Source organism: Silvania hatchlandensis (assembly GCF_025564065.1).
GTDB classification, from domain to species: domain Bacteria; phylum Pseudomonadota; class Gammaproteobacteria; order Enterobacterales; family Enterobacteriaceae; genus Enterobacter; species Enterobacter hatchlandensis.
The window spans coordinates 73,319-87,609 of sequence record NZ_JAMGZK010000033.1 but is presented as its reverse complement, the minus strand read 5'-3'; the positions used below and the strand labels follow the sequence as shown (position 1 = coordinate 87,609).

The window sequence follows — 14,291 nt, the reverse complement described above, 5'->3', positions numbered from 1 at the left end:
GTAACGGGATACCAGATCAAGAGCCTGTCCAATGTGCATAAAAAAATCCGGAAACGAGTGAGCATTTCCGGATTCTTACACAGCCACTGGATCGATCAACCGATCCTTAACTGATCGGCATTACAACAAGGTTGCCGTTTTTAGTGTTTGCTCCCTCGCACCAAAGGAGAGGGCCGGGGTGAGGGCATCAGGCCGCACAGCCGGGCAAGGCGGTTACAGCAAACGCTGCGCCTTCTCCACTACGTTCTCAACGGTAAAGCCGAAGAACGGGAACAGCTTGTCGGCAGGTGCCGATTCGCCATAGCTGGTCATCCCGACAATCGCCCCCTTCAGGCCGACATATTTGTACCAGTAGTCGGCAATCCCCGCTTCCACCGCCACGCGCGCAGTTACATCGGAAGGCAGCACCGATTCCCGGTACGCCTCGTCCTGGGCATCAAAGATATCCGTAGACGGCAGGGACACCACCCGCACCGCATGACCTTCTGCCGTCAGTTTTTCGGCAGCTTTAACGGTGATCTCCATTTCCGAACCGGTGGCAATCAAAATCACATCCGGCTTGCCGCCGCTGTCTTTGAGGATATACCCCCCGCGGGCAATAGCCTTGACCTGATCCGGCGTGCGCTCCATCTGCGCCAGATTCTGCCTGGAGAGGATTAGCGCCGTCGGGCCGTGGTGGCGTTCTACCGCCAGCTTCCAGCCGACCGCCGCTTCGACCTGATCGCAGGGACGCCAGGTGCTGAAATTAGGCGTCAGACGCAGGCTGGCGAGCTGTTCTACCGCCTGGTGGGTCGGACCGTCTTCGCCAAGCCCAATGGAGTCGTGGGTATACACCATAATCTGCCGGGCCTTCATCAGCGCTGCCATGCGCGCCGCGTTGCGGGCGTACTCAACAAACATCAGGAAGGTGGCGGTGTAAGGCACAAAGCCGCCGTGATGGGCGATGCCGTTGGCAATGGCGGTCATACCAAACTCGCGCACCCCATAGTGGATGTAGTTCCCGGCGAGATCCTCTTTAATCGAGGTCGACCCCGACCAGATGGTCAGGTTGCTCGGTGCCAGATCCGCAGAGCCGCCAAGCAGCTCTGGCAGGATCGGGCCGATCGCGTTCAGGGTGTTGTGCGAGGCCTTACGGGTGGCGATTTTCGCCGGGTTCGACTGTAAATTCTCAATCAGCGCCTGGGTGGTCTCTTCCCAGTCCTCCGGCAGCCCGCCGCTCATTCGACGGTTAAACTCGGCCGCCAGCTCAGGGTGGGCTTTTTCATAAGCCGCAAATTTATCGTTCCATTCGGCCTGCGCTTTTTCGCCGGATTCACGGGCATCCCACGCCTTGTAAATCTCTTTTGGGATCTCAAAGGCCGGGTATTTCCAGCCCAGCTTCTGACGGGTCAGGGCGACTTCCTCTTCGCCCAGCGCCGCGCCGTGGGCCTCTTCTTTCCCGGCTTTGTTCGGGGAACCAAATCCGATGACCGTGCGACAGATAATCAGTGATGGCTTATCGGTGACGCTTTGCGCCTCCTGAATCGCAGCCTGGAGCGCCTGCGGATCGTGACCGTCAATCTCATGCACCACATGCCAGTGGTAGGCTTCAAAGCGTTTGGCCGTGTCGTCAGTGAACCAGCCCTCGGTTTCGCCGTCGATGGAGATGCCGTTGTGATCGTAAAAACCAATCAGTTTGCCCAGCCCCAGCGTGCCCGCGAGGGACGAGACTTCGTGGGAAATCCCCTCCATCAAACAGCCGTCGCCCATAAACACATAGGTAAAGTGATCGACAATCTCATGTCCCGGCTGGTTGAACTGTGCCGCCAGCGTGCGCTCGGCAATCGCCAGCCCGACTGCATTCGCCAGCCCCTGACCCAGCGGTCCGGTGGTGGTCTCCACGCCTGGCGTATAGCCCAGCTCCGGGTGTCCCGGCGTTTTCGAGTGCAGCTGGCGGAAGTTTTTCAGCTCTTCGAGCGGCAGGTTGTAGCCGGACAGGTGCAGCAGGCTGTACAGCAGCATCGAGGCGTGACCGTTGGAGAGAATAAAGCGGTCGCGGTCGTACCACGTTGGATCGTTCGGGTTGTGTTTCAGGAAGTCGTTCCACAGCACTTCGGCGATATCGGCCATGCCCATCGGTGCGCCTGGATGACCGGAATTGGCTTTTTGCACGGCATCCATGCTGAGGGCGCGAATGGCATTGGCTAACTCTTTACGGGACATAGTTCACTCCATGGCAGGGTTAAAGTTTGGCGGCGAGCAGATCTTCAAGTTTGCGCTGATCGACCGCGAAAAGGCGGATCCCCTCTGACAGCTTATCAACCGCCATAGCGTCCTGATTATGCTCCCAGCGGAATTCGGCTTCGGTCAGCGGTTTCGGTTTTGGCAGGACGGTGGAGGAGGGCACCAGGCGACGGATCACCGGTTCCTCTTTCTCCTGCAGCTCTTTTAGCAGGTTAGGGGAGATGGTCAGCCGGTCGCAGCCAGTCAGAGCAAGGATCTGCTCGGTGCGACGGAAGCTGGCGCCCATCACGATGGTTTCATAGCGATGCTGTTTATAGTAATCGTAGATATTGCGTACCGATTTTACGCCGGGATCTTCTTCTACCACGTAGGGGTCCATCGGCTTGCGGGCCTGATACCAGTCGTAGATACGCCCGACGAACGGTGATACCAGGAACACGCCGGCTTCGGCACAGGCGCGGGCCTGCGCAAAGGAGAACAGCAATGTCAGGTTGCAGTTGATCCCCTCTTTTTCCAGCACTTCAGCGGCGCGGATCCCCTCCCAGGTGGAGGCCAGCTTGATCAGGATGCGCGACTTATCGACATCCTGATCCTGATACAGCTGCACCAGGTGACGCGCTTTGGCGATACTTTTCGCCTGATCGAACGAAATTCGGGCGTCCACCTCGGTGGAGACGCGCCCCGGGACGCTTTTCAGAATTTCGCAACCGAAGTTAACCGCCAGCTTGTCGCTGGCCTCGGCGACCTGCTGCTCTTTGGTTTTACCCCGGGCTTTACCATAGCTGATGGCGTCGTCGATCAGGTGGGCGTAACTGTCGAGCCCGGCGGCTTTGAGCAGCAGCGACGGGTTGGTGGTCGCATCTTCCGGCTGATAGTGGCGGATCGATTCGATATCGCCGCTGTCGGCGACCACGGTGGTGAATTTTTTGATGCCGTCTAGTTGGTTCATAAGAAATGACTCCTTGAAAATAAAAGAGTTGGTTGAGTGTGTTCGATCACACTTCTGTCAATTTCGCGACATACTTAACAAAAAAGCATAGCAGACAGGTAAGGTCTTGCTTTGCCTGGCGGGTAACATGATTGTTATAAATTGATAACAATTTTTGCTTTTTGATGGTGAGAGTTTGGCAGCCTTCAAAGTTTGAACGGCGGTCAGGCGCGATACTATCTGCTACCCAGGGTGACCATCAGACCATAACAACATCACCCTTTTTGTACACTACGTGAAAGGAACCTTACAATGGACGAGCAGTTGAGACAAAGTGCCCTCGATTTTCATGAATTCCCCGTTCCCGGTAAAATTCAGGTCTCCCCCACCAAGCCCCTCGCGACCCAGCGTGACCTGGCATTAGCCTATTCGCCAGGCGTAGCCGCCCCGTGCCTCGAAATCGAAAAAGATCCGCTGGCGGCCTACAAGTACACCGCGCGCGGCAACCTGGTGGCGGTGATCTCAAACGGCACTGCAGTGCTTGGGTTGGGCAATATTGGCGCGCTGGCCGGCAAACCGGTGATGGAAGGCAAGGGTGTGCTGTTCAAGAAATTTGCCGGTATTGACGTGTTCGATATTGAAGTGGATGAGCTCGACCCGGACAAATTTATCAACGTGGTGGCCGCGCTGGAGCCGACTTTTGGCGGCATCAATCTCGAAGACATCAAAGCGCCGGAATGTTTCTACATCGAGCAGAAGCTGCGTGAGCGTATGAACATTCCCGTGTTTCATGATGACCAGCACGGCACGGCGATCATCAGCACCGCCGCCATTCTGAACGGCCTGCGGGTGGTTGAGAAAACCCTCTCCGACGTGCGGATGGTGGTCTCTGGCGCAGGCGCGGCAGCCATTGCCTGTATGAACCTGCTGGTGGCGCTGGGGATGCAGAAGCACAATATCGTGGTCTGCGACTCCAAAGGGGTGATCTACAAAGGTCGCGAAGCCAACATGGCGGAGACCAAAGCTGCCTATGCGGTAGAGGATGATGGCAGACGCAGTCTGGCGGACGTGATGGACGGGGCGGATATCTTCCTCGGCTGCTCGGGCCCGAAAGTGCTTACCGAAGAGATGGTGCAGAAGATGGCCCGCGCGCCGCTGATCCTCGCCCTGGCAAACCCGGAGCCTGAGATCCTGCCACCGCTGGCCAAAGCGGTACGCCCGGATGCGATTATCTGTACCGGTCGCTCAGACTATCCAAACCAGGTGAACAACGTCCTGTGCTTCCCGTTCATCTTCCGCGGCGCGCTGGACGTGGGTGCCACCGCCATCAATGAAGAGATGAAGCTGGCAGCGGTTCACGCCATTGCTGAACTGGCGCACGCTGAACAGAGCGAAGTGGTGGCGTCGGCATATGGCGATCAGGATCTGAGCTTCGGCCCGGAGTACATCATTCCGAAACCGTTCGATCCACGTCTGATTGTTAAAATCGCCCCAGCGGTGGCCAAAGCGGCAATGGACTCCGGGGTGGCGACGCGCCCAATTGCTGACTTTGATGCCTATGTCGATAAGCTGAGCGAGTTTGTCTATAAAACCAACCTGTTTATGAAGCCGATCTTCTCCCAGGCCCGCACGGATGCAAAACGCGTGGTGATGGCCGAAGGGGAAGAGGCGCGCGTCCTGCACGCCACCCAGGAGCTGATTACCCTCGGTCTGGCGAAGCCGATCCTGATTGGTCGTCCGAGCGTCATCGAGATGCGTATTCAGAAGCTGGGTCTGCAGATCAAGCCGGGCGTGGACTTTGAGATCGTTAACAACGAATCCGATCCGCGTTTTAAAGAGTACTGGAGCGAGTACTACAGCATCATGAAGCGCCGGGGGATCACCCAGGAGCAAGCCCAGCGGGCGGTGATCAGCAACACCACGGTGATTGGGGCGATCATGGTGCATCGCGGCGAAGCCGACGCGCTGATCTGCGGCACCATCGGTGATTATCATGAACACTTCAGCGTAGTGCAGGAGATCTTCGGTCATCGCGAAGGCGTGCACACAGCGGGGGCGATGAACGCGCTGCTGCTGCCAAGCGGCAACACCTTTATTGCTGACACCTACGTCAACGACGATCCAACCCCGGAGCAGCTGGCTGAAATTACGGTGATGGCGGCGGAAACCGTGCGTCGCTTTGGTATCGAGCCAAAAGTGGCCCTGCTGTCGCACTCCAACTTTGGTTCATCCAAATCTGCAGCGGCCTGTAAAATGCGTCAGACGCTGGAACTGGTGCGCGCGCGCGCGCCGGAGCTGATGATCGACGGCGAGATGCACGGCGACGCTGCGCTGGTGGAAAGCATCCGCAACGAACGGATGCCGGACAGCCCGCTGAAAGGCTCAGCCAACGTGCTGATCATGCCGAACGTGGAAGCGGCACGCATCAGCTACAACCTGCTGCGCGTCTCCAGTTCAGAAGGGGTGACCGTGGGGCCGGTACTGATGGGGGTGGCGAAACCGGTGCATGTGTTAACACCGATTGCCTCGGTGCGCCGCATCGTCAACATGGTGGCGCTGGCGGTGGTTGAGGCGCAGACGCAGCCGCTGTAGACCCTCACCCTAACCCTCGCCCCATGGGGAGAGGGACGGGTGAGGGGAAACTAAACCCAGTCCCGAACTTTCAAAAACGTACTCAAGGCAGCCTCCCGGCTGCCTTCTTTTGCTTCAAAGCCATACTCCCAGCGCACCAGCGGCGGCATCGACATTAAAATCGACTCCGTGCGCCCACCGGTTTGCAGGCCGAACAGCGTCCCGCGATCCCACACCAGGTTGAACTCCACGTAACGCCCCCGACGATAGAGCTGGAACTCACGCTCGCGAACCCCGTAATCGAGGTGTTTTCGTCGCTCAACGATCGGCAGATAGGCATCGGTAAAGCCTTCGCCAACCGCCTGCATAAAATTAAACGCGGTATCAAAATCGGGCGCATTCAAATCATCGAAGAACAACCCGCCGATGCCGCGCTGTTCGTTACGGTGTTTGAGATGGAAGTAGTCGTCGCACCACTTTTTATAGCGAGGATAGACATCGTCGCCAAACGGCTGACACAGGTCATGCGCGGTCTGGTGCCAGTGAATCGCATCTTCCTCAAAGCCATAAAACGGCGTCAGGTCAAAGCCGCCGCCAAACCACCACACCGGATCGGCACCGGGTTTTTCTGCGATAAAAAAGCGCACGTTGGCATGGCTGGTGGGGACAAACGGGTTATGCGGATGCACCACCAGCGAGACGCCCATCGCCTCAAAGCTACGGCCCGCCAGCTCCGGACGGTGTGCGGTGGCCGAGGCGGGCATCGCCTCGCCGTAGACGTGGGAGAAGTTAACCCCGGCCTGCTCGAAGATACCGCCATTACGCAGCACCCGGCTGCGCCCGCCGCCACCGGCTTCGCGCTGCCACTCGTCCTGCTGGAATTCAGCGCCATCCACAGCGGCCAGCTGCTGACAAATGGAATCCTGCAGCTGCAGAAGAAAGGTTTTGACCGTTTGCGCGTTGGGTTTCATCAGCGTCTCTTCGCGTGGGCTTTTTGATTATCGAACCAGTTAAAGTAACTGATGATCCCGGAGGCAATCGCGTTGGCAATTTTCTGGCGGAACGCGGTGGTGCCGAGCAGGCGCTCTTCGTTGGGATTGGTAATAAAGGAGGTTTCGACCAGCACGGACGGGATCGACGGTGACTTCAGCACCACAAACGCCGCCTGTTCCGTGCCTTTGCTGTGCAGCTTATGCACCGGCTTAATTTTTTTCAGAATATGGGAGCCCAGCGTCAGGCTGTTCTTGATGGTATCGGTTTGCACCAGATCAAACAGTACCTGCTGGAGCAGATGGTCTTTGGCAGTGGCTTTTTTTCCAGCCACTTCATCGGCGCGGTTCTCGCGTTCGGAGAGGTATTTGGCCATCGCGCTACTGGCGCCGCGGTTGGAGAGGGCAAAGACCGACGCCCCGGCGGCATCCGGGTTGGTAAAGCCGTCCGCGTGGATCGACATAAACAGGTCGGCGCCGTGCTGATGGGCTATCTCCACCCGATCGTACAGTGGGATAAAGGTATCACCGGAGCGGGTCAGGCGGGCGTCAATCCCGTTACTGCGTAAAATTGATCGCACGTTTTTTGCAATCGCCAGCACGACGTGTTTTTCTTTAGAGCCGTTGCGACCAATAGCGCCAGTATCAATACCGCCGTGGCCGGGATCCAGCACCACCACCCGCTTTGCGCCGCTCTTTTTGGCTTTCGGTTTACTGTGGCCGTTGCTGGTTTTCAGCGTGGATTCTTCTTTTGCCTGTGCGCTGGCCATGCCGGTTAATGTTAATGCCGCCAGCCCCGCTTTAAGAACCTGACGACGCGATGTGAGTGTTTTTAAGAGTTTGAATGTGCTCATGCGGCCTGAAGTGTAAAAATTAGGTGTCTGGTGTTATATCGTATCGTCTTTTGCGTTACGACAGTCCATGTTGTGATTTGTTTTACTTTTCATTTCAATACGTGACAGCCTGCCATTATGCCAAATTTCCTGACCTTTTTCGCTGGATATTGGCGAAAGAGGGCGTTCGCGTCATAATCACAGTTTTTGAACTCTAAAAGGCGGTTAATACCATGGAGATACGCGTTTTTCGCCAGTCAGACTTCGAAGAGGTCATCACCCTTTGGGAGCGCTGCGATCTCCTGCGCCCGTGGAACGATCCGGAAATGGACATCGAACGGAAAGTGAATCATGACGTCAGCCTGTTTCTGGTGGCAGAAGTGAACGGTGAAGTGGTGGGCACCGTGATGGGCGGTTATGACGGTCATCGCGGCTCGGCCTATTACCTCGGCGTTCACCCGGAATATCGCGGACGCGGCATTGCTAATGCGCTGCTCAATCGTCTGGAAAAGAAGCTGATTGCCCGCGGTTGCCCAAAAATTCAGATCATGGTGCGCGAAGAGAATGAGGTAGTGATGGGCATGTACGAGCGCCTCAACTATGAACCCGCGGACGTCATCACGCTGGGCAAACGCCTGATTGAAGATGAAGAGTACTGAATTCCACCCCGGCGATTATGACAGCCAGGGCCGGGTGCGCCTGCCGTTTCTGTTCTGGTGCGTTTTGCTGCTGCAGGCGCGCACCTGGGTGGTGTTCGTGGTGGCGGGTGCCTCACGCGATCAGGGCAATACCCTGCTGAATCTGTTTTATCCCGATCACGATAACTTCTGGATTGGGCTGCTGCCGGGGCTGCCGGCGGTACTGGCGTTCTTACTCAGCGGGCGGCGTCATCTTGTGCCGCACCTGTGGCAGGCGCTGCGCTGGCTGCTGATCCTGGCTCAGCTTATTCTGCTCTTCTGGCAGCCGCTGCTGTGGCTGAACGGCGAGGCGCTAAGCGGCATCGGTATCACGCTGGTGGTGGCCGATATCGTGGCGCTGTTGTGGCTGTTGACCCATCCCCGTTTGCGCGCCTGTTTTACGCCAGAGCAAGATTAAACGGCACTTTTTAGCGATGCTGAACTCCAACAAGCGTCGAATTAACCAGAAAGGAACTCCCGATGAAATCGCTGCGTTTACTGTTATGCGCGTTTCCCCTTGTTTTAACCGGCTGTTCAACGCTCTCTGCCGTGAACTGGTCTGCGGCTTATCCCTGGAACTGGTTTGGCGCGTCCACCGAAGTGACAGAACAGGGCGTGGGCAATCTCACGGCCGCCACCCCGCTGGAGCAAGAGGCCATTTCGTCTGAGCTGAGCGGCGACTATCGCCTGCGCAGCGGTATGAAAACCCAGAACGGCAACATCGTTCACTATTTCGAAGCGTTGAAGGACGACCAGCTGGCGCTGGTGATCAACGGCGATAAAAACAGCATCAGCCGCATCGAGGTGCTGGACAGCGACATCGAAACCGACAGTGGCGTCAAAATTGGCACCCCGTTCAGCGACCTGTATCAAAAAGCCTACGGCAACTGCGTCAGCGCCCCGGCAGATGAGGGTGCCGCGGTAGAGTGTAAGGCTGAAGGTAGTCAGCACATCAGCTATCTGTTTAGCGGCAGCTGGAGCGGTCCACAAGGGTTAATGCCGTCTGACGACGCGCTGAAAAACTGGGAAGTCAGCAAAATTATCTGGCAGCAGTAAATTGCGCCTGAACAAGCTGCCCTGCTGAAAAAACGGGTATAATCGCCGCCAACAATGCCACGCTGTCGTGGCATCTTTTTTTTCAGGAGGAGCGATGTCTCAGGTTCAGAGTGGCATTTTGCCAGAACATTGCCGCGCGGCGATTTGGATCGAAGCCCGCGTAAAAGGGGATGTGGATGCCCTGCGTGCGGCCAGCAAAATTTTTATCGATAAACTGGCAACCTTTCAGGCCAAATTCCCGGATGCCAACTGCGGTGCGGCGGTGGCGTTTGGTCATACCGTCTGGCATCAGCTGAGCGGCGGCGAAGGGGCTGCCGAGCTGAAAGACTTTATCCCCTATGGGAAAGGTCTGGCTCCGGCCACCCAGCATGACGTGCTGATCCACATTCTCTCATTGCGTCACGACGTGAATTTTTCCATTGCCCAGGCGGCGCTGGCTGCGTTCGGCGACAGCATTGAGGTGCAGGAAGAGACCCACGGCTTCCGCTGGGTGGAAGACAGGGACCTGAGCGGCTTTGTCGACGGCACCGAAAACCCGGCAGGCGATGAGACACGTCGCGCGGTAGCGGTGATTCAGGACGGCGTGGATGCGGGCGGCAGCTACGTGTTCGTCCAGCGCTGGGAGCACAACCTTAAGCAGCTGAACCGCATGAGCGTGCAGGATCAGGAGATGATGATTGGCCGCACTAAAGAGGCCAATGAAGAGATCGACGGCGACGAACGCCCGGTGACCTCGCACCTGAGCCGTGTGGATCTGAAAGAAGACGGCAAAGGGCTGAAGATTGTCCGCCAGAGCCTGCCGTACGGCACCGCCAGCGGCACCCACGGCTTGTACTTCTGCGCTTACTGCGCGCGCCTGTATAACATTGAACAGCAGCTGCTGAGCATGTTTGGCGACACCGACGGCAAGCGCGACGCGATGCTGCGCTTCACCAAACCGGTGACCGGCGGCTATTACTTTGCCCCATCCGTTGAGCGTCTGCTGGCGCTGTAAGAGTGCCCCCTCTCCCGAAAGGGGAGAGGGGATAATGCTTATTCCCTTTTCTGCTTCCAAATCACCAAACGGTATATAAAACCGTTACTCCTTTAGTACTCGTTATAAATATGATGACCCTAAGAAAAACATCACATCTATAAGGGTGCGCAATGGCCGTTACTGTACTGAAAAAAGGAACTCTGGCGCTGGCGGGTTTGCTGCTGGTGGCGCAGGCGCAGGCAACGGAGCTGCTCAACAGCTCTTACGATGTCTCTCGCGAGCTGTTTACCGCCCTTAACCCGCCGTTTGAACAGCAGTGGGCGAAAGATAACAACGGCGACAAGCTGACCATCAAGCAATCGCATGCGGGTTCCTCGAAGCAGGCGCTGGCGATTTTGCAGGGGCTGAAAGCCGACGTTGTCACCTATAACCAGATTACCGACGTGCAGATCCTGCATGACAAAGGTAAGCTGCTCCCGGCCGACTGGCAGAGCCGCTTGCCGAATAACAGCTCGCCGTTCTACTCCACGATGGGCTTCCTGGTGCGTAAGGGGAATCCAAAAAATATCCACGACTGGAATGACCTCGTGCGTTCCGACGTGAAGCTGATTTTCCCGAACCCGAAAACCTCCGGCAACGCGCGTTATACCTATCTCGCCGCCTGGGGTGCAGCAGATAAAGCGGACGGCGGCGATAAAGCCAAAACTGAACAGTTCATGACCCAGTTCCTGAAAAACGTCGAAGTGTTTGATACCGGCGGTCGTGGTGCCACCACCACCTTCGCAGAACGTGGTCTGGGCGACGTGTTGATCAGCTTCGAATCGGAAGTGAACAACATCCGCAAGCAGTATGAAGCGCAGGGCTTTGAGGTGGTGATCCCGAAAACCAACATCCTCGCTGAATTCCCGGTCGCGTGGGTCGATAAAAACGTGCAGGCCAATGGCACAGAGAAGGCGGCGAAGGCGTACCTGAACTATCTCTACAGCCCGCAGGCACAGACCATCATTACCGATTACTACTACCGGGTGAATAACCCGGAGGTGATGAACAAACTGAAAGACAAATTCCCGCAGACCGATCTGTTCCGCGTGGAAGACCAGTTCGGCTCCTGGCCTGAGGTGATGAAAACCCACTTTATCAGCGGCGGTGAGTTCGACAAACTGTTGGCGACGGGGCGTAAGTAATGTTTGCAGTGTCCTCCAGACGTGTGCTGCCGGGCTTTACCTTAAGCCTCGGGACCAGCCTGCTGTTCGTCTGTCTGATTTTATTGTTACCGCTCAGCGCGCTGGTGGTTCAGCTCTCTGAGATGAGCTGGTCCCAGTACTGGGAAGTGATCAGCAATCCGCAGGTGGTGGCGGCTTATAAAGTGACGCTGCTGTCGGCGTTTGTTGCCTCGATCTTCAACGGCGTGTTTGGCTTGCTGATGGCGTGGATCTTAACCCGCTATCGCTTTCCGGGCCGCACGCTGCTGGATGCGCTGATCGATTTACCCTTCGCCCTGCCGACGGCGGTGGCGGGCTTAACGCTGGCCTCGCTGTTCTCGGTGAACGGCTTTTACGGCGAGTGGCTGGCACAGTTCGACATTAAAGTGACCTACACCTGGCTGGGTATCGCAGTAGCAATGGCCTTTACCAGCATCCCGTTTGTGGTGCGTACCGTGCAGCCGGTGCTGGAAGAGTTAGGCCCGGAATACGAAGAAGCGGCGGAAACGCTGGGTGCAACCCGTTTGCAGAGTTTTCGCAAAGTGGTGCTGCCTGAACTGTCTCCGGCGCTGCTGGCTGGCATCGCGCTGTCGTTCACCCGTAGCCTCGGTGAGTTTGGCGCGGTGATTTTTATCGCCGGCAACATCGCGTGGAAAACCGAAGTCACCTCGCTGATGATTTTTGTCCGCCTGCAGGAGTTTGACTATCCGGCCGCCAGCGCGATTGCCTCGGTGATTCTGGCCGCCTCGCTGCTGCTGCTGTTCTCGATTAACACTCTGCAAAGTCGCTTTGGTCGACGCGTGGTAGGTCACTAATGGCGGAAGTTACTCAGTTGAAACGCTACGACGCCCCCCGCATTAACTGGGGTAAATGGTTTCTGATTGGCACGGGTGTGCTGGTCTCGATTTTTATTCTTGTCGTGCCGATGGTGTACATCTTCGTGCAGGCCTTCAGTAAAGGTATTATGCCTGCGCTGCAAAACCTGGCCGACCCGGACATGCTGCATGCCATCTGGCTGACGGTGATGATTGCCCTGATTACCGTGCCGGTAAACCTGGTGTTTGGTACGCTGCTGGCCTGGCTGGTAACGCGCTTTAACTTCCCAGGACGCCAGCTGCTGCTGACCCTGCTGGATATTCCGTTCGCGGTGTCGCCGGTGGTCGCCGGTCTGGTGTATCTGCTGTTCTACGGCTCCAACGGCCCGCTGGGCGGCTGGCTGGATGAACATAACCTGCAGATCATGTTTGCCTGGCCAGGCATGGTGCTGGTAACCATTTTCGTCACCTGTCCGTTTGTGGTGCGCGAACTGGTGCCGGTGATGCTGAGCCAGGGCAGCCATGAAGACGAAGCCGCCGTGCTGCTGGGCGCATCGGGCTGGCAGATGTTCCGCCGCGTAACGTTGCCGAACATTCGCTGGGCGCTGCTGTACGGCGTGGTGCTGACCAACGCCCGCGCGATTGGCGAGTTTGGCGCGGTATCGGTGGTGTCGGGTTCTATCCGCGGCGAAACGCTGTCGCTGCCATTACAAATTGAATTACTGGAGCAGGACTACAATACCGTCGGCTCCTTTACCGCCGCAGCGCTGTTGACGCTGATGGCAATATTGACCCTGTTTTTAAAGAGTGTGGTGCAGTGGCGTTTAGAGAATCAGGAAAAACGTCAGCATCAGGAGGGAAATCATGAGCATTGAGATTGCCAATATTAAGAAGTCCTTTGGTCGCACCCAGGTGCTGAATGATATCTCGCTGGATATCCCCTCCGGACAAATGGTGGCGCTGCTGGGGCCGTCCGGCTCCGGTAAAACCACGCTGCTGCGTATTATCGCCGGTCTGGAGCATCAGACCAGCGGGCACATTCGCTTCCACGGCACCGACGTCAGCCGCCTGCACGCGCGCGATCGCAAAGTGGGCTTTGTGTTCCAGCACTACGCCCTGTTCCGCCATATGACGGTGTTCGACAACATCGCGTTTGGCCTGACGGTGCTGCCGCGTCGCGAACGCCCGGATGCGGCAACTATCAAAGCGAAAGTGACCAAACTGCTGGAGATGGTACAGCTGGCACACCTGGCGGACCGTTTCCCGGCCCAGCTTTCCGGCGGGCAGAAACAGCGCGTGGCGCTGGCTCGCGCCCTGGCGGTTGAGCCGCAGATCCTGCTGCTGGATGAACCTTTTGGTGCGCTGGATGCGCAGGTGCGTAAAGAGCTGCGCCGCTGGCTGCGTCAGCTGCATGAAGAACTTAAGTTCACCAGCGTCTTCGTTACCCACGATCAGGAAGAGGCGATGGAAGTGGCCGACCGGGTGGTGGTGATGAGCCAGGGGAACATTGAGCAGGTTGACGAGCCAGAACAGCTGTGGCGTGAACCGGCCACCCGCTTTGTGCTCGAATTTATGGGGGAAGTGAACCGTCTGCACGGCAACATTCGCGGCGGTCAGTTCCACGTAGGTGCCCACCGCTGGCCGCTGGGCTACACCCCTGCGTATCAGGGCCCGGTCGATCTGTTCCTGCGTCCGTGGGAAGTGGACGTCAGCCGCCGTACCAGCCTCGATTCGCCGCTGCCAGTCCAGGTGCTGGAAGCCAGCCCGAAAGGACATTACACCCACCTGGTGGTCCAGCCGCTGGGCTGGTACAACGAACCGCTGACTGTGGTGATGCGTGACGACGAGCCACCGCACCGCGGCGAGCGCCTTTTTGTCGGCCTGCAGCACGCTCGCATTTATCACGACAAGGATCGCATCGAGACGCCAGGGGTTCTTGCTCTGGCGGAGTCAGCCTGATAGGTTAATCGGTATGTTTATCGCCCGGTGGCGCTACGCTTACCGGGCCTACCAAAGCACGG

The 14,291-nt window shown here is 57.4% G+C and carries 13 protein-coding genes; 9 read left to right on the top strand and 4 right to left on the bottom strand.

The features are described 5' to 3' along the window. Positions 1–213: 213 nt before the first annotated feature. Together tkt and tal are read right to left on the bottom strand one after the other, a co-directional pair. Positions 214–2,202: a transketolase gene (gene tkt, locus M8014_RS01290; RefSeq protein ID WP_271280763.1), complete on the bottom strand. Its 1,989-nt coding sequence runs from the start codon at positions 2,200–2,202 to the stop codon at positions 214–216. Positions 2,203–2,221: 19 nt separating this feature from the next. Next, the gene (gene tal / locus M8014_RS01285) at positions 2,222–3,172 is read right to left on the bottom strand and encodes a transaldolase (RefSeq protein WP_271280762.1); all 951 of its coding nucleotides are present in this window, start codon (positions 3,170–3,172) and stop codon (positions 2,222–2,224) included. A 291-nt stretch (positions 3,173–3,463) separates the two neighbouring features. On the opposite strand from tal, the gene maeB reads away from it, so the two are divergent. Further along, positions 3,464–5,743, top strand: coding sequence for an NADP-dependent oxaloacetate-decarboxylating malate dehydrogenase (gene maeB, locus M8014_RS01280; protein WP_271280761.1), 2,280 nt, complete (start codon positions 3,464–3,466; stop codon positions 5,741–5,743). A gap of 50 nt (positions 5,744–5,793) precedes the next feature. On the opposite strand, the gene hemF is transcribed toward maeB, so the two are convergent. Beyond that, complete coding sequence (gene hemF, locus M8014_RS01275) at positions 5,794–6,693, bottom strand: oxygen-dependent coproporphyrinogen oxidase (RefSeq protein WP_271280760.1); 900 nt, start codon at positions 6,691–6,693, stop codon at positions 5,794–5,796. Further along, entirely contained in the window at positions 6,693–7,565 is an 873-nt protein-coding gene (amiA, locus tag M8014_RS01270; protein WP_271280759.1) for an N-acetylmuramoyl-L-alanine amidase AmiA, read from the bottom strand. The genes hemF and amiA overlap by 1 nt, the downstream gene beginning before the upstream one ends. A gap of 212 nt (positions 7,566–7,777) precedes the next feature. On the opposite strand from amiA, the gene M8014_RS01265 reads away from it, so the two are divergent. From M8014_RS01265 to cysA, 8 genes are all read left to right on the top strand, one after another. Then, on the top strand, positions 7,778–8,203 hold the full coding sequence (locus tag M8014_RS01265; RefSeq protein ID WP_271280758.1) for a GNAT family acetyltransferase: 426 nt from the start codon (positions 7,778–7,780) through the stop codon (positions 8,201–8,203). Further along, positions 8,190–8,639 (top strand): DUF2919 domain-containing protein, encoded by a 450-nt coding sequence (locus tag M8014_RS01260; RefSeq protein WP_271280757.1) that lies wholly within the window; start codon positions 8,190–8,192, stop codon positions 8,637–8,639. Before M8014_RS01265 ends, M8014_RS01260 begins: the two co-directional genes overlap by 14 nt. 62 nt (positions 8,640–8,701) lie before the next feature. After that, positions 8,702–9,277, top strand: a complete 576-nt coding sequence (locus tag M8014_RS01255; RefSeq protein WP_271280756.1) for an RpoE-regulated lipoprotein — start codon at positions 8,702–8,704, stop codon at positions 9,275–9,277. A 94-nt stretch (positions 9,278–9,371) separates the two neighbouring features. Beyond that, positions 9,372–10,271 carry a Dyp-type peroxidase gene (locus M8014_RS01250; protein ID WP_271280755.1) on the top strand — a complete coding sequence of 300 codons (900 nt, stop codon included), beginning with the start codon at positions 9,372–9,374 and terminating at the stop codon, positions 10,269–10,271. Between the two features lie 152 nt (positions 10,272–10,423). Beyond that, positions 10,424–11,437, top strand: coding sequence for a sulfate ABC transporter substrate-binding protein (locus M8014_RS01245; RefSeq protein ID WP_271268978.1), 1,014 nt, complete (start codon positions 10,424–10,426; stop codon positions 11,435–11,437). After that, positions 11,437–12,270, top strand: coding sequence for a sulfate/thiosulfate ABC transporter permease CysT (cysT, locus tag M8014_RS01240; RefSeq protein ID WP_271268977.1), 834 nt, complete (start codon positions 11,437–11,439; stop codon positions 12,268–12,270). Before M8014_RS01245 ends, cysT begins: the two co-directional genes overlap by 1 nt. Then, entirely contained in the window at positions 12,270–13,145 is an 876-nt protein-coding gene (gene cysW / locus M8014_RS01235) for a sulfate/thiosulfate ABC transporter permease CysW (protein ID WP_271280754.1), read from the top strand. Before cysT ends, cysW begins: the two co-directional genes overlap by 1 nt. Next, on the top strand, positions 13,135–14,229 hold the full coding sequence (gene cysA, locus M8014_RS01230) for a sulfate/thiosulfate ABC transporter ATP-binding protein CysA (RefSeq protein WP_271280753.1): 1,095 nt from the start codon (positions 13,135–13,137) through the stop codon (positions 14,227–14,229). The genes cysW and cysA overlap by 11 nt, the downstream gene beginning before the upstream one ends. Positions 14,230–14,291: the final 62 nt, after the last annotated feature.